Source organism: Paenibacillus sp. 1-8 (assembly GCF_056316205.1).
This window is the reverse complement of sequence record NZ_CM149995.1, coordinates 1,633,166-1,652,716: the sequence shown is the minus strand read 5'-3', so window position 1 is coordinate 1,652,716 and position 19,551 is coordinate 1,633,166. Positions and strand designations below refer to the sequence as shown.

Sequence of the window (19,551 nt, the reverse complement as noted above, 5' to 3'; positions counted from 1 at the left end):
CATGAACACAATGGAGCAACAACCAAGAGTACGGATCGTCAAAGAGGAGCTTTTATCGGATAACTGGTACATCTTAAAGAAAGTCACGTTCGAGTATGAAAAAAACAGTGGCCAATGGGAGACACAATCCCGTGAAGTGTACGACCGCGGCAACGGAGCAACAATCCTTCTTTATAATCGAAAAAAACAAACCATAGTATTGACCAGGCAGTTCCGAATGCCAACCTACCAGAACGGTAATGAGACGGGAATGCTTATCGAAACCTGTGCAGGTCTGCTCGATAAAGAGACACCGGAGGAAAGTATCCTGCGGGAAACGGAGGAAGAGACAGGATACCGTGTCGACTGTGTACAAAAGGTTGGTGAGGCCTACATGTCGCCCGGATCGGTTACCGAAATCCTGTACTTTTTTGTAGCAGAGTATAACGAAGATATGGCAACAGGACTGGGTGGTGGACTCGAGGATGATCAGGAAAACATTGAAGTGGTAGAGCTTCCTTTTATTCAGGCGCTCAATTTGGTCAAAAGCGGAGAAATTCGTGATGCCAAGACGATTTTGCTGCTCCAATACGCTCAAATCCATGGTCTTTTAAAGGAAAAAACAAATTCGTTGCATATTCTTATAGCGGGACCTTATCGTTCCGGAACGTCTGATGATCCCGTGCTGATCGAGAAAAATGTTCAGTTCATGAATGAAATTGCTCTTCAAGTTTATGAAACTGGGCATTTACCGGTTCTAGGGGAGTGGTATGCATTGCCCCTAATCGCCACAGCTGGTTCCACTTCTTTGGGAGATGAGGTTTTCAACCGCATTTTTCATCCGTCCTCCATTCGCCTGCTAGACCACTGCGATGCAGTGCTTCGAATTGGAGGACCCTCGCAGGGTGCTGATGAAATGGTCAAGGTCGCAAGAGAGAAGCAACTGCTTATTTTCGAGCATCTTGAGGATCTCCCACCAGTAACCCAACCCTAGACTTAGTCCATCTATTGCTAAACCTAAATCACTCTGAACACTTTACATGCTCCAACACTTACCATTCAAATGAGCTTGCCGTTATTTATGCTAGGGTTCCACCGTGCTATCTATAACGGCAAGTGAAAAAGAGCATCCCGACAGAATACCCCTTCCCTGAAATCACTTGTCAGCGCAGATGAAGCCACTAACGGAGTCTTATATTATCCACTTTTCTTCACTTCCCATACATATTACAATCAAAAGAAATATTTAAAATTTAAACCGCTTGATTTCACTCTCACTCTCGTTTATTCTCTGTATATGTATAGTACAAGTTGGTATTTTCATCGGCTTATTCAAAGTCTACTCAGCCACAGCTCGGTCACACCTCCTCATTTTTCGTCCGGAATTTTTATACGTTTATACAGGCCCTATTTTTGTTGATACCTAATAACAGGGCCTAAGGTACTATGACAGATTTCGTTTTAATGATATATTGATAGGTACTATAAAAGACTAATTACCCAGGGCTTGGGCTGGAGGATGTATGAAAACAGAATCAAATCAAGACGAAGCCAGTTATTTATTTAATGTAGATGTATTAGTTAAAGGTCGTTCGAATGTAGAGGCCCTTCAGTTCCTGCTTAACCTCTTGAGCCAAAACGAACAAATTGCGGATAGCCGGATTCAATCTGGTATCGAACTTGGTAATTTAATCGAAGCTGCACTGTATTTAAAAAAACAGTCAGCCGCTAACGGCTCATCTGACGCTGCCGCTAAGCTTGCGGAGAAGTTCTCCAAAAAAAAATTAGCCGCGGCTACGAACAAGCCACCTGTCGTTCAAGAGATCGAACAATCCCACGTACAGCCGAAGCCTGCAACACAACAAGAACTTAGCACTCATGATTGGATTAAACGTTATATACAAGATAATACGCTTGTACGGTTAATCGTGAACCGCTATGGTGGACAACGAAGCATCCCGTGTCGCATACTTAATTTGGATCATGATAATAGCCTGTTGAGTGTGTATCATGTGGATGAGAAACAGGTTTACTCCTTTAAAATGAATGAAATTGATGAAATCACATCGTAAATGTAAAACACTTACATCATGAAATAACACGCAAAAAGAGAACCGCCGGAAAAACGTTATGCCTTTCCAAGCGATTCTCTTTTTTTTGTGATATGATCTGACAAGTTAAACTAATCCTCTTTCTTCAAACCCAAGGCAGCTAATGCCAGCAAAAGCCAACCAGCGATAAAACACACGCCCCCCAGCGGGGTAATGGCACCTAACACGCGAATCCCGGTCAAACTCAGCACATACAAGCTGCCGGAAAACAAAATGATTCCCGTAAACAGCAGCCGCGCTGCCCATTTTAAACGAGCCGACGCTCCCCACTGTCCCGCAGCCAATGCAATGATCAGCAAACCGACAGCATGAATCATATGATATTTCACACCGGTTTCATACACGGCCAAAGCGTCCGCGTCGATCCGCGTTTTCACGATATGAGCCCCGAACGCTCCAATAGCTACCGCCAGCAGCATCATTATAGATCCTACAATTATCCATCTGCGTTGCATGTTTGTGTACTCCTTTTCATCTCATCCTCTAATCCAAGCTATCTCCTTATTTTATCGAATCCATGTGAAGTTTACCAGCCACTCCATTTAAATTTGAACCTGCAGAACTCCATGATTAAACCCTGTCTTTTGGAGGGTAATGTATAAGGTCCCTTGCTTTTTTGTTCATTTTGTGGAAAATTAGTACCTGTTCGAATACTGTTGAAGGAGTTGAAAAAATGAGTAACCAAGATCCTAATCTGCAAAAGCCTGTTGCGTCTGAGGAGCATCCTGTTTTTTCAGAAGCTCCCGTCTTCCAGCCTCCAGTCAAGCTCAAGCATTCCGGTCCCGGTATCGCTTCTTTTATGATGTCGCTCGTCAGCCTGATCGGGTATATCATTCTGGCTGTTATGGTCATTAATCTGTTGGCTCATTTCAGCCAATACCAAACCCTGGACCCGGAAGTTGTTCTGCAACAAACCGGAACCGTCCTGCTTCCTTTTGTATTTTTAGGCAGTCTGTTATTGAATTGCGCCGGGCTTGTGGTTGGCATTATTGGAATTGCGTTGAAGAACCGCAAGAAAGCCTTTGCCATTGCAGGGCTAATCATTAATGCGTTCATTATTCTGGGCTTCATTGCACTTCTGGCCATGGGTCTCGCCGTTCCGAGTAACACAGCGGATATCTATCCTTCCTCTGTGCAATCCTTATAATTTCTCCGCATCACACAGAGAGGATTCAATGTATGAACAAAATCAAAGTTTTTGCGGACAGTACCAGTGATATTCCGGTCCAATGGCGCGAGCAGTACGAGATTAGCATTGTACCATTGTATACGGTATTTGGGGATGAATCATTACGGGATGGCGTGGATATCCAGCCAGAACAGTTATTTCAGCGCGTAAGTCGTGAGGGACATTTGCCGCGAACCGCCGCACCTTCTCCATCGGACTTTATTCAAGCCTTTGCTCCCTACATAGAACAAGGGGACGACATTTTATATATCAGTCTGTCTTCCGAGCTGTCCTCAACCTACCAAAATGCGCTGCTCGCTACCTCCGAGTATCCGGAAGGCCGCATTACCGTCTTTGATTCCCTGAATCTGTCGTGCGGCTTTGGCATGCTTGTGATGAAGGCCGCACGCGCCGCAGCCAACGGCAGTACGTTGGAACAGATTGTAGACATGCTGACGAGAACCCGTCCTCTGGTGGACACGGAATTCGTGATTGATACGCTCGAATATCTGTACAAAGGCGGAAGATGCTCAGGGATGCAAAACCTGATCGGTAGTCTGCTCAAAATTCGTCCGGTGATCAAAGTAATAGACGGAAAAATGACACCTGCGTACAAAGTCCGCGGCAAACGTGAAAAGGCGCTGGATCAGATGCTGCAAAATGCCCTGAACCAGCGGGAACATATGGATAACGATATCATTATTGTCGTACATGCCTTGGCTGAGGAAGATGCGCTGATGCTGCAAGCTCGTTTGCAGGAAGAAACGGGAGCGCAGGAGGTGCTGCTGGCAACAGCCGGATGTGTCATTTCCAGTCATTGTGGTCCACAGACGATTGGTATAATGTATGCCAAAAAAGAATTGTTTCGAATGTAAAGTCCCTTGCCTCTACAGGTAAGGGCTTTTTGGTGTTTTCCAACAATTTAGCAATGAATAACTTTACTATTTTTGATAGTATTAGTCGTCATGTGACGAACGATTCGTCTGACAATCTATCATAAAAAAGAAGGTTATTGTGTATGAGCCCCATACGATCACGCTTGCTAACCAAACTCACCCTGTTGGCGACTGCCGCCATAACTATAATAACTGCATCCGCTTCAAGTTTATCCGTTCCCGCAGCCGCAGCCGGTGTGGCGTTTCAGGATATTTCAGACAGCTATGCTTATCAAGCAATCACCTCACTGCACGCCAAAGGAATTTTGGCAGGTACACAACCCGGCTACTTTTCTCCCAAAAAGGCGGTTACGAGAGCCGAATGGGTTACCGCGCTGGATCGCACACTCGGTCTGGAACCTGTACAAGCATCGGTCCCCTCCTATCGGGATGTATCCAAACAAGCCTGGTATTATGGATGGATTGAAGCAGCCTCCCAGCTTGACGTGGTGCAGAGAGGGACACCCGCCACGTTTCAACCCAACAGCCCTGTAACCCGGCAAGAAGCAGCCTTGATGATCGCCCGTCTCATACGCTCGACGGGATCAGGAGCAGCGGTTTCCACTTTTACAGACACCGACCAGATTGCAGATTGGGCTGTTGAAGCCGTAACTATCGTGAACTGTTACGGTTTTATGAAAGGGGAAGACAACCAATTTCGCCCCACATCTTCCCTGACCCGCGAAGAAACAGCAGCACTTCTGGAACGTCTGCTGACGTATTCAACACAGCATGCCTCCAAAACAGCCTCCGCGGCATCTTCCATCCGAATAGGCTGGCAATATGACCAGAGCGTTCAACAGTTTGAAAGCTCCGTGCTTCAATCTAACATTAATACGCTATCACCGCGCTGGTTTTTTCTAAACGAAACGGGTAATATTAGCGATCTCACAAACACCTCGCTCCTCACCTGGTCCAAACAGCATCAAAAAAAAATCTGGGCGATGGTAGGCAATCGTTCCAATCTAACGATGACACATCAAATCCTGTCCAGTGATGTTTTACGGAACAAAACCATAACTCAGCTTGCGAATGCCGTATCTACACATCATCTGGATGGGCTTGTGATTGATTTTGAAAATGTAGCTGGTCAGGATCGTACTCAGCTCACGTTGTTCATCCAACAATTAAAAGCCAAGTTAAAAGGCTTGAATGCTGTGCTGGCAATCTGTGTATCTCCTGATTACGGTACAGACTGGACAGCTGCCTTTGATTATAAGCAACTTGGCGCTGCGGCAGACTATTTGATTCTGATGGGATATGACGAACATTGGGGAGGCAGCTCGACCCCTGGCTCCGTATCCTCATTACCGTGGCTCCGTGAAAGCGTACGGCGCTTTGTATTAACCACCGACCCGGATAAGGCAATATTGGCATTGCCTTTATTCACACGAAACTGGACCCTGAATGCGAGTGGTCAATCGGTCGCTTCGTCGGATATTTCCTTGATTGAGCAAAACCAGCTTATGTCTCGTTCCACCTCCAAACCGGTCTGGCATGAGGATATTCAGCAGTATACGGTTTCCTACAAGGATACTCAGCTTCATAAGCTATGGCTGGAGGAAGGGCGATCCTTTACCCGTAAATACCGTCTGGGACAGGACAACGGGTTTGCAGGCTTCGCCTACTGGTATCCGGGCGGGGCAAGCTCTGATCTATGGTCCAGTGTGAAAAATGCAGACCGTTTCGCACAGCGTGGTTTGTAAAGGCCAAAAAAAACCTTCAACTTCACTTTTAGCGTGAGGTTGAAGTTTTTTTGCATACATCCTTATCGCCCGTCTATGCCCGGTACGCAACGATTCCGTTCACAACCGTCATACGTGCTTTAACGTCAAGCAAAGCCTGTGGGCGCTCCGACAAGTCCCGGTCAATGACCGTAAAATCGGCGGCTTTGCCTACAGCCATCGCCCCCCGTTCCTCCGCTTCTCCCGCAGCTGCTGCGCTTCCGATGGTAAACAGATGAATGGCTTCGTGAATGTCCAGCTTTTCATCGGGAAGATAGCCCTCATGCGTCTCTCCTGGCTTGGTGCGGGTCACAGCGGCATGTATGCCGAGAAAAGGGTCCAACGGCTCAATCGGCGCGTCACTGCCGCCAGCACATGGAATACCTGCGCTCAGCAGCTTTTTCCAGGCATACAAATATTCGGTACGTTCCTCGCCAACCCGATCCAGCACCCACGGGAAATCACTTGCTACAAAACGCGGCTGGATGTCTGCAATCAGCGGCAGCTTCGCCATTCTCTTGACTAGATCGGCAGTCAGCACCTGTCCGTGGATCAGACGATCCGGCAAACCGCTTTCCTCCGTTAGCGCATGGGCTTCCATCGCTGTCAAAATCATATGCGCCGCCCCATCCCCTATCGCATGTACAGCGATCGGAAAACCTGCGGCTCTGACAGCCGCAACCATCTGATTCAGCTCTGGTTGCGGTTGAATCGCCATGCCGCTGGTATGTGGAGCATCGCTATAGGGCGCAGACAATAGCGCAGTTCTTCCACCAATCGCACCATCGGCAAACATTTTTACCGCGCCGATTTTAAACCACTCATTTCCGTCACCAGCACGCAAACCTTGCGCTTTCGCTTCTTCCATGAACGGATGATAAATGAGCTGATGCGTACGAAAAGCAATGCCTTCCTCCCTCAGCTCCCTGTAAACCCGCTGCATGGTGTCCACGCTGCCCAGAAAACGCAAATCCTCCGTGTGCGCAGCCGTCAAACCGAGCCGTAGTGCATCCAGACAAGCTCGGCGGACTGCATCTTTTTTAACCGAATAATCCGGCTCTGGCTGCACACTTGTAAAGGCAGTGGACGCTTCCTCATAAATCAATCCGTTCAACTGTCCATCAGCATTTCTTCCGTAGGCTCCCGAAGCCGGATCAGGGGTGTTCTCGCCAATACCAGCACGTCGAAACGCTTCTGAATTCGCCAGAAACGTATGAAAGCATGTACGAGTCAAATATACCGGGTGCTGATCCGTAATGGCATCAAGCTCCGATAGGGTCGGAATCTCAACAGGAATAAACGCATTTTCGTTCCAGTTCAGCCCTAAAATCCATTCTCCCGGCGGTGTTACCGCAACCCGTTTACGCAGCATATCAAGCATTTCTTCCTTCGAAGTAGCCGACGTAAAATCCAGCATCGCCAGCTTCATGCCATGCATGGACAAATGCATATGTGAGTCGGTCAAGCCCGGCAACACATATGCGTCCTCCCAATCCACCGTGTCATATTCCTTACCCGACAATTGCAATTCAAGCTCCCGTGCTGGTCCGATGGCCTGTATAATGCCATTTTGTACAATGACCGAATCTCCCTTGGTAGCCCATTCCCCATACAGCTTGCCGTGCTTGAACAATGTTAGCGTCAACGCAGCTCATCTCCCTTTTTTTCAACTATATAAACCAAACTAAAGAGTTACTATATCGCTACTATATCGCCACTGCGCAGTCGGATGGTGCTTCAAATCACGCTTGTGCTGCCGATTCTAAATATAGTGTATGTATGTTTACCTGCTGCACCAGATCGGCAAAGTGGTCATGTGTTGCACAGACAGCCATTTTGTAGTGTCCATCGATCTCATACTGTTTAAAATGACAATACTCAGTGGTAAAGCCTTCCGTCGTAAATCCGATCAACGGACACTCGCTTAAATTGAATGAAAATGACTTTAGAGGCAGCGTTAATCCCTGTCCTTCGGCCTTCACAAAGCTTTCCTTGAGCGTCCACAGATCGTAAAAATAGGATAAGCGGCTCTCCGCCTCCTGACGCATCAACGCATCATACTCCTTGTCCGAAAAGCACACCCTTCCCACCTCAAAATCAATAGGACGGAGCTGTTCAATGTCGATTCCGAGCGGATGATCATCCACGGCGCATACCACCCATTTTCCCGAATGAGAAACATTAAAATGGAATGCGGGTGCATTCAACAAGGAAGGCTTGCCGAAAGCATTATATGTAAACTGAAGACTGGCGTTGGATACCTTCAATTGCCGACAGGCCAACCACCTTAACAACACATCGGCGTATAAGCCTCTTAAAGCATCCTCCCGATGCAAAAAACGATCCAGCTTCTGCCGCTTTTCAGTCGAAACCCGGTTCAGCAGTGACTCGTAATGACCGTCTGCCTCCGGCTTGCTCGTGTCAATCGCATATATTTCCATGGTTGGCCCCCTATGCTTAATAAGTGTACGGTGTACATGGTCAATATACTACTCTAGCACTTTCAATTCAATATGGATACAATTGGGATATAATCCTCTTGCTGCTCACATTGCATCATCAGACAGGGTGATAGGTATCAGCATAGAGAGCTAATCAGTATAAATCATTTTTGTAAGCGCTTTAAAAAAATACAGAGGGGGGACGAAACAATGAAATATGATTTTGCCGTCTTACTGTGTATTATGCTCGCTGTTTTGCTGTCGTTGAGCATTTTCCAGATGTTTTCACCCAAGATCGCTTCAGCGGCTCCAGCGAATGTTGTGAATGGTATTCAGTTTAAAGACACTGCTGGAAACGTGGTCCATGCCCATGGGGGCGGTATGATTAAGGTAGACGGTTACTACTACTGGTTTGGTGAAAATCGCAACCCCAACGGCACGTTCAAGGCGGTATCCGCCTACCGTTCCTCTGATTTAAAAAACTGGGAGTTCCGCAAAAACGTGCTGACCAGCAGCTCGGCAGTAGAGCTGAATGTTTCGAATATTGAACGTCCAAAAGTTATTTATAATGAGAAAACACGCAAATACGTATTGTGGATGCACAAGGAAAATGGAGTTAATTACAACGAAGCCCGAGTGGCAGTTGCCTCTTCGGATACAGTAGACGGGGATTACACCTATCAGGGCAGCTTCCGTCCACTGGATTACGATTCAAGGGATATGACTGTGTACAATGACAACGGTACGGCGTATCTGATCTCAGCTACTCGTGTGAATGCCGACCTGAACATTTATCGTCTGACACCGGATTTCCTGCAAGTAGAATCGCTGGTCTCCACGCTCTGGCCGGGACAATATCGTGAAGCTCCGGCGATGTTCAAAAAAGGAGACGTCTACTTCCTGATCACATCCGGGGCTACAGGCTGGAATCCCAATCAGGCCAAGTATGCTACGGCATCCAGCATTGATGGAACGTGGAGCAACACGATTAACTTCGGAGACAGTACGACCTACGGTTCACAATCGGCCTACGTCATTCCGGTAGAAGGTACCCAAACGACCTCGTACCTGTATTTGGGGGACCGCTGGGCGGGGGCATGGAGCGGTCCTGTGCAGGATTCACAATATGTATGGCTGCCGCTGCGTTTTCCAACCGGGACTTCCCTGGCTATGGACTGGTTCGACAGTATGAACATCGACACCGCCAGCGGTGTGGTTCAAGGTGTAACCACGCCAATCGCCATTGACCCGGACGGATATTATCAGCTGGTAAGCCGCAAGAGCAACAAGCCGCTGAATGTAATTGACGGTGCAACCACGGATGGAGCGGATCTGGAACAGCGTGCAGATTCGGGAGCATCCAGCCAGCAATGGCAGCTCAAAGATGCGGGCGGCGGATATTACAAAATCGTGAACCGCAACAGCGGCAAGCTGATCGGCGTTGAAAACGGAGCGACGACGGACGGAGCGGTCATCGAGCAATGGAGCGACGGAGGCTGGTCCAGCCAGCAATGGCAGCTGGTATCTGTAACCGGAGGTTATTACAAGCTGAAAAACCGGGCAACGGGCAAGCTGATCGACATTTCCGAAGGCACTACCGCCGATGGAGCCAAAGCGATTCAATGGGGGGATAACGGCGGAACGAATCAGCATTTTCGTGTAGTGAAAGTAAATTAGTTCGTTCAGAATAGACATCATCATTGTCATTGAGGTAGCAGCTTCCAGTGACTCCGTAATTTCCAAAAAGCCGTCTCCCCAGCAGATCACTGCTAACGGAAGAACGGCTTTTTTTGCGGGAAAATGAATAGTTAAACCTTTATCTGGGCTAACCCTTGTCCAGATCGGCTTGAAGCGCGTCAGAACGTTACAGCTCCCACGGATAATCTGTTGTCAGGAAGCTCGCCAATTGCTTGCTTTCCTCCCTGCGCTGACGCCGTATCGCTGCACGAGATGGCGCAGTCTGGTGCAATTGTAATTCTTCTTCTGTCTCCGGAATGACCTGCGGCACGATGACTTTACGGTTATTCTCGTCCAGCGCCACAAAGGTCAGGAAGGCGGTGGCTGCGATTTTCCGGTCGCCAGTCATCAGTCCTTCGCGGATAACCTTCACAAATACCTCCATAGAGCTACGACCTGTCCAGGTTACGAACGCCTCCAGCGTGACGGAATCGCTCGGATGGATGGGCAGCAAAAAATCCACCGAATCCGTAGACGCTGTGACCGTATTCGTGCGGCATAGCTTGGAGGCTGCGATAGACGCAATATCGTCGATATACGACATCAATCGGCCTCCGAAGAGCGTGTTATGATTGTTGATATCGTTGGGAAATACACGGGACGTCTTGAAGCAGTAGGTTTCTCGGATGTACTTGCTTTCCATGGATTCTCTTTCCCCTCTTTTCCTCGTAGCAATCTTTTTATATAGTGGAAGCCTGTGTTAGACTGTGCTAATCATCCCACTAATCCGCATAATAAATCAAGACATAAAAATCCGCATCCACATCCGACTCATTACGGTAAGTATGAAGATCATTCACTTGAAATTGCACAGCATCTCCTGCGCTCAGTTTGAGCTGTTGTCCCTTCATTTCAAAGTACATTTCCCCACGGATCATAAGAATGGATTCTTCCCCCAAATGCCGCTCCGCCTGGTGTGTGAAACCCGGCTTCAGGCTTACGATGAACACCTCGAACTTTTTTTCCGAATGATACGGGAATACAGGGTACACAAAATAGTTGCCGTTCTCATCAATCACCGGATGCAGGTCTTCCCTGCTGATTTTAGTGATTTGCGGGGAGTCCTCTTTGAGGAGTGTGGAAAAGGACACATGCAAACCGTTGGCGATTTTCCAAAGTGTAGTCACCGTAGGATTGGATTTTCCCTTCTCAATCTGTGCCAGCATTCCTTTGCTGACCCCTGTCAGTTCAGCCACTTTATCCAGGCTAAGTCCTCTAATCTTCCTGATATGAGCCAAATTAGAACCGATGATATACTGCATTGAATCCACAGACTGTACCTCCTCGTATCCAAAAGTCTATACAAGAAGAATACACAAAAGTAGGCCCGTTAGCTATAGATGATGTTCACCATAACATACAAATGTATAATATATTGATTATTTTCAAGGTTCCGTTATATACTATAATGAAATTTAAAATGGAGGGAAGGTTGAAATGTCTATAGCTTCGGGGTTGAGCGAAACGGAGCGCGATCCACTCCACTTTTTACAAGGAGTCAAGGATTGTATCCCTACGTTGCTCGGTTATGTGTGTATTGGCTTCGCGGCAGGCATTGTGGGGGCCTCGTCAGGTGTTAGCACGATGGAAATGGCCCTGATGTCGGCGCTTGTCTACGCAGGAGCTTCCCAATTTATTATGTGCTCGATGCTGGCTACGGCCAGTCCTCCCTCTGTCATTATTTTAACGACTTTTATTGTGAATGCCCGCCACCTGTTGTTAAGCGCATCGTTGGCTCCTTATTTCTCAAAGTATTCATTGTGGAAAAATATAGGTATTGGCGTTCTTTTGACAGACGAATCCTTCGGGGTAGCCTCTGATAAACTGGCCAAAGGCGGGCAGGTCAGTGACCGCTGGATGAACGGGCTCAATATAACTGCTTACCTCGTCTGGATTGCCTCCTGTGTTGCAGGAGGGATTCTCGGGAACTGGATTTCCCGGCCGGAGGCTTTTGGTCTGGATTTCGCCCTGCCTGCGATGTTTCTTGCCTTGCTCATTTCGCAGCTACAAAGTGTCCAAACCTCCAAGCTCAAGCACCGACTGCTGCTCGTGCTGTGTATGGCTATCCTGATGTACCTTTTATCCTGGTGGGTGCCATCTCATATCGCGGTTATTGTAGCTACTATGATTACCGCAACGATTGGAGTGTTAACTGACAAATGAACATTGATCCATATGTCATGTACATCATTATCGGCGGTATGGTCGTCACAGCCATCCCGAGAATCATTCCCTTCGTCGTGCTGCAAAAGCTGGCGCTGCCCAAGCCTGTGCTCCAATGGTTGTCCTATATCCCTATTTGCATTTTTACGGCGCTCGTGATGGAACATCTACTCGTTCGAACGGAAGGCTCCGTCACTTTTAATTGGCAAGTGCTTATTGCTATCCTTCCTACACTGGTGACTGCCTTATGGAGCAAAAACCTGCTGGCTACCGTTGTTGTCGGTATTGTGAGTATGGCTGTCGTTCGATTGCTGTGGATGGGATAGAAAAAAAGGTGCAATCCCGTTTTACGGCTGCACCTTTTTAGATATTCATTCTGCGTTCGTTATCCTGCTCTCACTTATATAAACTTGCGATGATGCTTCTTGCCGTCGTATGAGAATAAGGCCAGCTTGCCTTCAATCATCGTTTCCAAATGAACAGTCCGCCCCCACAATTGATACACATACGGAAGCGTACGCTCCATATATTTTAAATCCAGCTCAATCCCTTCAAACTGATGCTTGAGCTTTAACTCGCCAGTGTGCAGATAATCTCCATCCTCAACGACGATATAAGGGGAACCACCATTCACACGAGAGAATACGAGCTGGTCCCGTATGTTCTCCCACGATTTATCTGTAATTTTCCAATCCGGCCCTCGTTTCTCAAACACGTACAGATCCAAATCCTCGGTCAGTTTCTTGGTCATGTAATTGCGTATAAAAGAGGTGTCTGAGTCAAACTCCCGTACCTCGAACATTTTAGCGCGTCCTTCGCCCGGTTTGCGTCCTTGTCGCTCCTGCTCTTCACGGGTTGGGTTATCCCATCGCTTTTCAATATCCTCAAATATTTTAAGCCCCAAATAATACGGATTCAGGCTCTGCTTGGAAGGCTGTACGACAGAAGCATTCAGCAGTGCAAATTCAACGGTTTCATCCCCGGTCAAATCCAGTTCCCTGACAATCCGCTGATGCCAATAGGAGGCCCAGCCTTCATTCATAATTTTGGTCTCCATCTGGGGCCAGAAATACAGCATTTCGTCCCGCAGCATCGTCATGATATCCCGCTGCCAGTCCTCCAGCACTTCTGAAAATTCCTGAATAAACCAGACGACATCCTTCTCCGGTTCAGGCGGGAACTGCCGTATCCGAATGCCTTCGCTCTCAGGCGGATCGGGCTGCTCCTGTACCGTGTCCAGTGACCACAGATCATCGTAGGGCCCGTCTGGGCGCTTCCGTTTTCCCGGTTCCTTTTGCTCACGGATTTTAAGCTCCATATATCGCTGTTTATCCAGATGCTGCGGTTTGATCAACTGCGGATCAATATGCTCCTGTATAGCCAGTACCGAATCAATGAAGGATTCGACGGCCTTCGACCCGTATTCCATTTCATAACTGTTAATCCGGTCTGCCGTAGCGGACATACTCTCTACCATATTGCGGTTGGAGGCTGAAAAGCGGGCGTTGTGCTTAAAAAAATCACAGTGCGCCAGCACATGGGCGACAATCATTTTATTTTGAACCAAAGAATTTCCATCCAGCAGGAAGGCGTAGCAGGGATTGGAGTTGATGACCAGCTCATAGATTTTGCTTAGGCCAAAATCGTACTGCATCTTCATCTTGTGAAACGTCTTTCCAAAGCTCCAGTGGCTGAAGCGCGTAGGCATCCCATAGGCCCCGAACGTGTAGACAATATCTGCCGGGCAAATCTCATAGCGCATCGGATAGTAGTCCAGCCCGAATCCGTTGGCTATCTCCATAATCTCAGCAATCGCATATTCTAGCTCCTGATGGTCACTACTCATCCCACCGTTCCCCCTTCCCGTTTGCGAAAAAAGGTACGCAAGGCTTGGTATACCTCGCCCTTTTCCTTGATGACATAGTACATAAACTGATCCTTTTTAATGTTCTTGTAGGCGGACATCAGTGTGCTGCTGCGGTTATATTGATTCACTTCCCCATAGCCGAACATATTGCTGCGCTTCATAAGCTCCTCGATCAGCTTCACGCACCGTTCGTTGTCCGAGGACAGATTGTCACCATCCGAGAAATGGAAGGGATAAATATTATATTGGGAAGGAGGATAGCGCTTGTCGATAATCTCCAATGCCTTGAGATAAGCCGAAGAACAGATGGTACCGCCACTTTCTCCACGGGTGAAAAATTCTTCCTCGGTGACCTCTTTGGCTTCGGTATGGTGCGCCAGAAAGACAATCTCTACCTTTTCATATTGGCGGCGCAAAAAGCGGGTCATCCAGAAAAAGAAGCTGCGGGCGCAATATTTTTCAAAAGATCCCATCGAGCCTGAAGTATCCATCATCGCAATGATCACCGCGTTGGATTGGGGGATGTTTTTTTCCTCCCATGTTTTGTAACGGAGATCGTCCGGACTGATATGATGAATGCCCGGATTGCCCTGACGTGCGTTGCGACGCAGATTTTCGAGAATGGTTCGCTTCTTGTCAATATTTGCCTGCATGCCTTTTTTGCGTATGTCATTGAATACGATGGACTCTACCTCAATCTGTTCCTTGTCTTTCTGCTGCAAATGCGGCAATTCCATGTCCTCGAACAGCATATCTTCCAGGTCTTCCATGCTGACTTCCGTCTCCATAATATCGTGTCCGGGCTGGTCTCCGGCTTTCTCGCCTTTACCGGGCTTCTGGGAAGCAGGATCACGTCCGATGACATCGCCAACCTGACTGTCACCGTCCCCTTGGCCTACATGCTTTTGCTTTTGATAGTTATAAATGAAGCGGTACTCATCCAGACTGCGAATCGGCACTTTAATAATCTGTTGACCGTCCGACATAATAATATTTTCTTCCGTTATCAGATCGGGCAAATTCTGCTTAATGACATCCTTGACCTTCTGCTGATGACGCTGCTGGTCTTGGTACCCTTTGCGATGCAGCGACCAATCTTCGCGGGATACGACGAATGAATATGGCTGACGTGGTTCCGGCATTGTTAGGCACCCCCCAAGTGGATACACGGCACAGTTTGGCCTTGTTGGTTATTAAGTATATTCACGGGGATGTACGATATGTGATGGATGCCAAAAAACCTTTCTAATTTCAGGGCACCTGTTTTAGTTCGGATGAGGGGGATAGGGTCCAGCGCCAAGCAACTGGCGTTCGTTCACAGCATCTTTTCCGCCTTATAGCCAATTCCATACACCGTCTGTAATAGCGACTGATGCGGTTCGAGCTTCTTGCGCAGGCGCTGGATATGAATATCCACGGTCCGCGTTCCCCCTGCATAATCGAAGCCCCATACCTGCTCTAGCAGCTCGTCCCGTGTGTACACCCGCCCGGCGTGTGACACCAGAAGCGCCAGCACATCAAACTCCTTGGGGGTCAGCTCCAACATTGTTCCCTCCAGCTCAGCCGTCCTGCTGGACGGACGCACGCGCAACGGGCCAAGTACCGTTTCTGATCCCTCTGGCGCGGGCGCTCCCTCCCGTTCCAGCCTCCGTACCAGCGCCTTGATGCGCGCGAGCAACTCTCGCAGATCAAAGGGCTTGCTCATAAAATCGTCCGCGCCCAGCTCCAGCCCGAGCACCTTGTCCACGATATCGTTTTTGGCGGTCAGCAGCAAAATACCGATACCCTTCCGACTTTCCAAACGACGGCACACCTCATATCCGCCCAGCTTGGGCATCATCACATCGAGCACCAGCACATCCGGGTGAAACAAACGGACTTTTTCCAATGCGTCCTCCCCGTCAACAGCGGTTTCTACCAAATAACCTTCTCTTTTCAACCCATAGGCCAGCGCATTTCGAATGCTGGGTTCATCGTCCGCTACTAATATTTTTTTATCCATGTCTTTTCCTCCCTGTCCCATAAACCAACCGTATCTGCCTACTTATGTTCCCGTAAATAAGCCTCCTTCAATACGGGCATTGTCATAAGCACCTGAACGGTTACACCCGGTATTTTCATATGGACAGACCACCTTGCTATTTATTTTGCGGTAACGGCACATATATATAGGAGTTTGCAAAGTTCTCGCCTAACTTAATTTTCAGGATAGTGTACCAAAAAAGTTTACAAAACAAAACCTTTTACCGGATGGAACGCAGATCTAGAAGCAAAGCGTATTGCCCTTTAAAACAGCACCTATTTACCTCATCATGAATAGACTGATAACTAACAGAGGATTACCTTTTTCTATAATCACAAGTCAAGTGAGGTTCCTATGACGAAATCCTATACCAAAGCACAGATACGCAAAATTACCAGTCGTTTCGGTCTGATCCCAATAAAATCAAGCTTAGTCTCATCTCTGTACCGAAAAAATGCAGTGATCCAGGTGAAAACGAAAAAGGGAACTTATGCATTAAAGCCCTTTAGCCGTACTAAGATGGTCCGCTCAAATACAATCCAACAGATGGAGCAGGCTGCAAGCATGATCAGGCTTTTGAAAAAGAGAAAGTATAGCTACATGCCCGCGTGGCTTCCAACACATTCCGGGAAGCTGTGGACTATACATCAAGGAACGCCATTTTATGTAAGTCAGTGGATCAAAGGACGGGGATTGGAGAATGCTGAAGATTTTGAAAAGCTTGGGTGGGCACTTGCCACGCTTCACGCCTCGTCCACTGGCTTGCATCGGATTGGAAGGGGGAAATCCCCTACGTTTCAGCAATTGCGGATATGGAAAAACCAGGACCGTCTTTTTCAAAGAAAAATAACACAAATCAGCCGTCATGACAAAGAATACGGCTACTGGTACAACGCTCACGGCAAAGACTGCAAACGTTTAGCTAGGCGGGCATGGAAGGATTTGCAGGACATATCCATTGTTAAGCTGCTTCAGAAGGAAAACCGTTCCCCCTCTTTAATACACAGCGACATCACGATCCCCAATGTCATTATTTCAGATGATGGTCAACTCAAAATCATTGATTGGGATCGAGTTAAGGTCGGCTCAGTCTATGTAGATCTGGCAAAGGCCCTTATGAATACGACCCAATTCAATCCTGAATTTGTGCAATCCTTGCTGAAGGGATACCAAAAACGCAAACCACTAAGCCGAACTGAACGAAAAATGGTTACAGCCTTGTATAAACTGCCACGCGAAGCGTGGCATGCCTCCCTACACCCGAATCGCTCAAGAAACCGCGAGATCCTGAACAATTGGGATCAATCGTGGCCCCTTCGTTTACAAATCATTCATATTTTGCAGGAATGGGTACATGCATAAAAGAAAGTGAGGATCAAAATGTCGATTTTATCGAACGTTGAGCAGATGTACGGAATCAAAATTCAACGTACTCGTCAAAAGAAGGACATATACAAGATCGAGACCGCCGGCATGACCTATTGTTTAAAGCCCTACAAATTCCCAGAAGATGAAATTCGTTTTATTACACATGTGTTGTCCTTCCTGGATGAGCGCGGGTTTACCCGCAGCCAAAAGGTTTATCCGACAGTGCAGCAAACCGCTTATATGACCCATGAAGGCATTTCGTATACATTAACCAATTGGGTTGATGGAGAAAGACCAAAATTTACAAAAGTCATAGATTTCAAAAAGGGAATTTACACCTTAGCCAAATTTCACTCCAGTGCCGTAGGCTTTCCTATCACCGAGGCTCCGGCAGCCAGAATACGTTACGAAGGCTTGGGTGATGAAATAGCTGGATACAAAAAACACCTCAGTCCCTACAAAGGCACAGCACATCTCGTGGCTCTCTGTGAAGAAGTGTCGAATCATTTACAGCAGACCAAAGTTCGAGAAGCAATCGACTCGGAACAAAAAATCGCCGCATTTATACATGGCGATTACAATTACCCCAATCTGATTAAAGACAGACGGCTCAAGCTCCATTTAATTGATTTTGAAAATTGCTCCCTGCACGTAAGAATGAAAGACTTGTCCCATCTTCTTCATCGAAATTGTCTTTGGAACGGGACCAAGATGCTGCGTGCGGTCGACTACTATCAACGATATCGTCCGTTGAGCGCCCATGATTTACATTTGCTTCACACACTTTTGATCTCTCCCTATCATGTGGTCCGCAACATCAGAATAGGCGGCATCCGTTCTGCCAAACGTGTTATTCCATCATTCGTGCAGTTAAACAAATACCGACGTGAGCTTAGAGCGCTGCTATAATCTGTCGGCTTGGAGCCAAACAGGAAAACAGACCCGACGAAACGGTCTGTTTTTTTATGTTCTGACAACGATCTATGGGAAATCTACATGCCACTGAACCGAATCCGCTTGCTGATTGTACCGGTACAATCAAAAATGTATAGCATTGTAATCAGTACGCCCCCCTTCTACAATGATGCTAAGACTCAAGGATCATTTGTTCCGAAAAGAAAATTTGGGAAACTAACAATAGAGGTGACTGCACATGTACATCATGACAAAAGAAGAAATAAAGGCTTATCTAAACAGGATCGGAATTCAAGATATTCAGCCTCCTACCCAATCCTATTTATTTGAGCTGCATAAGGCCCATGTGAAACATCTTTCGTGGCAAACGGTGGACATTTTTGCAAGAAAGCCGGCAGCCATTGGTTTTCAAGAATCAGTTCAACTTATTTTACAGGGGAGAAGCGGCTATTGTTTTCATCTGAATGGTGCCTTCAGCGCACTACTACATTCACTGGGCTACAAGGTCTCCCTGCATCGTGCCGGGGTTCAGCCTTTAGGGGCAGAGCCGCGCATCAATTCATTTCATCTCGGGTTAACCGTGAACTTGCTAAATGAGCAGCACGAAGATGAAGTATGGATTGTTGATGTCGGTTTAGGCGATATGCCATATGAGCCTGTTCCACTCCGTATGGGCACTTATGAACAAGCCCCTCTTCAATATAAGGTTACGGAGTCCGGGGTTGTTGCAAAAGGCTGGCGGTTAGAGCATGATTCGCTTGCTTCATTTGTCGGCGTTGATTATGACCCTACGGTTGTTCGGGATTTGGAAGAATTTATGCCAAAACATCATTTCTATAGCCGCTCAGCGGATTCTCCATGGTTCAACCTGTTTCTGATTCGGCAAAGACAAGCATTAGAGACGAATGAACTAAGAGGCTGCATCTGGAAAAAACACGGGCTGAACGGACTGGAAAAAATAGAGCTGGATCATAAATCGCAGTGGCTGGAAGTGTTGGCAGATGTATTTGGTGAGCCGCTTGTTAACTATAGTCACCAGGAACGGGACGAGTTATGGAGAAGGGTATTTGCGGCTCATACTGAATGGAAGAAATCAATCATTTCCTTATAAGTATTACGC

19 protein-coding genes are annotated in these 19,551 nt (G+C 47.4%); 11 read left to right on the top strand and 8 right to left on the bottom strand.

Annotation, left to right across the window (positions count from 1 at the left end; all coding sequences use genetic code 11):
- The first annotated feature begins 1 nt into the window (after position 1).
- The gene (nudK, locus tag AC0WRU_RS07610) at positions 2 to 973 is read left to right on the top strand and encodes a GDP-mannose pyrophosphatase NudK (RefSeq protein WP_476127848.1); all 972 of its coding nucleotides are present in this window, start codon (positions 2 to 4) and stop codon (positions 971 to 973) included.
- 529 nt (positions 974 to 1,502) lie between these two features.
- Complete coding sequence (locus AC0WRU_RS07605; protein WP_025681871.1) at positions 1,503 to 2,051, top strand: hypothetical protein; 549 nt, start codon at positions 1,503 to 1,505, stop codon at positions 2,049 to 2,051.
- A gap of 110 nt (positions 2,052 to 2,161) precedes the next feature.
- Here the strand turns inward: AC0WRU_RS07605 and AC0WRU_RS07600 are convergent, their stop codons facing one another.
- A complete protein-coding gene (locus AC0WRU_RS07600) occupies positions 2,162 to 2,545 on the bottom strand; it encodes a DUF423 domain-containing protein (protein WP_134910466.1) in 384 nt (127 codons plus the stop codon).
- A gap of 218 nt (positions 2,546 to 2,763) precedes the next feature.
- On the opposite strand from AC0WRU_RS07600, the gene AC0WRU_RS07595 reads away from it, so the two are divergent.
- The 3 genes from AC0WRU_RS07595 (at position 2,764) to AC0WRU_RS07585 (ending at position 5,899) form a co-directional block, all read left to right on the top strand.
- Positions 2,764 to 3,237 carry a hypothetical protein gene (locus AC0WRU_RS07595; RefSeq protein WP_476127847.1) on the top strand — a complete coding sequence of 158 codons (474 nt, stop codon included), beginning with the start codon at positions 2,764 to 2,766 and terminating at the stop codon, positions 3,235 to 3,237.
- A 32-nt stretch (positions 3,238 to 3,269) separates the two neighbouring features.
- Positions 3,270 to 4,133, top strand: a complete 864-nt coding sequence (locus tag AC0WRU_RS07590) for a DegV family protein (protein WP_476127846.1) — start codon at positions 3,270 to 3,272, stop codon at positions 4,131 to 4,133.
- A gap of 143 nt (positions 4,134 to 4,276) precedes the next feature.
- Positions 4,277 to 5,899: an S-layer homology domain-containing protein gene (locus AC0WRU_RS07585; protein WP_476127845.1), complete on the top strand. Its 1,623-nt coding sequence runs from the start codon at positions 4,277 to 4,279 to the stop codon at positions 5,897 to 5,899.
- A gap of 73 nt (positions 5,900 to 5,972) precedes the next feature.
- Here the strand turns inward: AC0WRU_RS07585 and AC0WRU_RS07580 are convergent, their stop codons facing one another.
- Together AC0WRU_RS07580 and AC0WRU_RS07575 are read right to left on the bottom strand one after the other, a co-directional pair.
- The gene (locus tag AC0WRU_RS07580) at positions 5,973 to 7,562 is read right to left on the bottom strand and encodes an amidohydrolase (protein ID WP_476127844.1); all 1,590 of its coding nucleotides are present in this window, start codon (positions 7,560 to 7,562) and stop codon (positions 5,973 to 5,975) included.
- Between the two features lie 97 nt (positions 7,563 to 7,659).
- Entirely contained in the window at positions 7,660 to 8,358 is a 699-nt protein-coding gene (locus AC0WRU_RS07575; protein WP_025681877.1) for a 4'-phosphopantetheinyl transferase family protein, read from the bottom strand.
- A 210-nt stretch (positions 8,359 to 8,568) separates the two neighbouring features.
- On the opposite strand from AC0WRU_RS07575, the gene AC0WRU_RS07570 reads away from it, so the two are divergent.
- Entirely contained in the window at positions 8,569 to 10,035 is a 1,467-nt protein-coding gene (locus AC0WRU_RS07570) for an RICIN domain-containing protein (RefSeq protein WP_476127843.1), read from the top strand.
- 187 nt (positions 10,036 to 10,222) lie between these two features.
- On the opposite strand, the gene AC0WRU_RS07565 is transcribed toward AC0WRU_RS07570, so the two are convergent.
- Both AC0WRU_RS07565 and AC0WRU_RS07560 read right to left on the bottom strand, forming a co-directional pair.
- On the bottom strand, positions 10,223 to 10,738 hold the full coding sequence (locus AC0WRU_RS07565; RefSeq protein WP_014280639.1) for an acyl-CoA thioesterase: 516 nt from the start codon (positions 10,736 to 10,738) through the stop codon (positions 10,223 to 10,225).
- 79 nt (positions 10,739 to 10,817) lie between these two features.
- Positions 10,818 to 11,366 (bottom strand): helix-turn-helix domain-containing protein, encoded by a 549-nt coding sequence (locus tag AC0WRU_RS07560; protein WP_476127842.1) that lies wholly within the window; start codon positions 11,364 to 11,366, stop codon positions 10,818 to 10,820.
- Positions 11,367 to 11,532: 166 nt separating this feature from the next.
- On the opposite strand from AC0WRU_RS07560, the gene AC0WRU_RS07555 reads away from it, so the two are divergent.
- Both AC0WRU_RS07555 and AC0WRU_RS07550 read left to right on the top strand, forming a co-directional pair.
- A complete protein-coding gene (locus AC0WRU_RS07555; protein ID WP_476127841.1) occupies positions 11,533 to 12,258 on the top strand; it encodes an AzlC family ABC transporter permease in 726 nt (241 codons plus the stop codon).
- Entirely contained in the window at positions 12,255 to 12,584 is a 330-nt protein-coding gene (locus AC0WRU_RS07550; RefSeq protein ID WP_134910516.1) for an AzlD domain-containing protein, read from the top strand. The genes AC0WRU_RS07555 and AC0WRU_RS07550 overlap by 4 nt, the downstream gene beginning before the upstream one ends.
- Positions 12,585 to 12,658: 74 nt before the next feature.
- On the opposite strand, the gene AC0WRU_RS07545 is transcribed toward AC0WRU_RS07550, so the two are convergent.
- The 3 genes from AC0WRU_RS07545 to AC0WRU_RS07535 form a co-directional block, all read right to left on the bottom strand.
- Entirely contained in the window at positions 12,659 to 14,104 is a 1,446-nt protein-coding gene (locus AC0WRU_RS07545; protein WP_025681882.1) for a SpoVR family protein, read from the bottom strand.
- Complete coding sequence (yhbH, locus tag AC0WRU_RS07540) at positions 14,101 to 15,267, bottom strand: sporulation protein YhbH (RefSeq protein WP_476127840.1); 1,167 nt, start codon at positions 15,265 to 15,267, stop codon at positions 14,101 to 14,103. The genes AC0WRU_RS07545 and yhbH overlap by 4 nt, the downstream gene beginning before the upstream one ends.
- 173 nt (positions 15,268 to 15,440) lie before the next feature.
- Complete coding sequence (locus tag AC0WRU_RS07535; protein ID WP_476127839.1) at positions 15,441 to 16,127, bottom strand: response regulator transcription factor; 687 nt, start codon at positions 16,125 to 16,127, stop codon at positions 15,441 to 15,443.
- Positions 16,128 to 16,502: 375 nt separating this feature from the next.
- Here AC0WRU_RS07535 and AC0WRU_RS07530 point away from each other — a divergent pair, with 375 nt between their 5' ends.
- From AC0WRU_RS07530 to AC0WRU_RS07520, 3 genes are all read left to right on the top strand, one after another.
- On the top strand, positions 16,503 to 17,510 hold the full coding sequence (locus AC0WRU_RS07530; protein ID WP_476127838.1) for a phosphotransferase: 1,008 nt from the start codon (positions 16,503 to 16,505) through the stop codon (positions 17,508 to 17,510).
- 18 nt (positions 17,511 to 17,528) lie between these two features.
- A complete protein-coding gene (locus tag AC0WRU_RS07525) occupies positions 17,529 to 18,425 on the top strand; it encodes a phosphotransferase (RefSeq protein ID WP_025681886.1) in 897 nt (298 codons plus the stop codon).
- Between the two features lie 244 nt (positions 18,426 to 18,669).
- Positions 18,670 to 19,542 carry an arylamine N-acetyltransferase family protein gene (locus tag AC0WRU_RS07520; protein WP_025681887.1) on the top strand — a complete coding sequence of 291 codons (873 nt, stop codon included), beginning with the start codon at positions 18,670 to 18,672 and terminating at the stop codon, positions 19,540 to 19,542.
- The last annotated feature ends 9 nt before the right edge of the window (positions 19,543 to 19,551 follow it).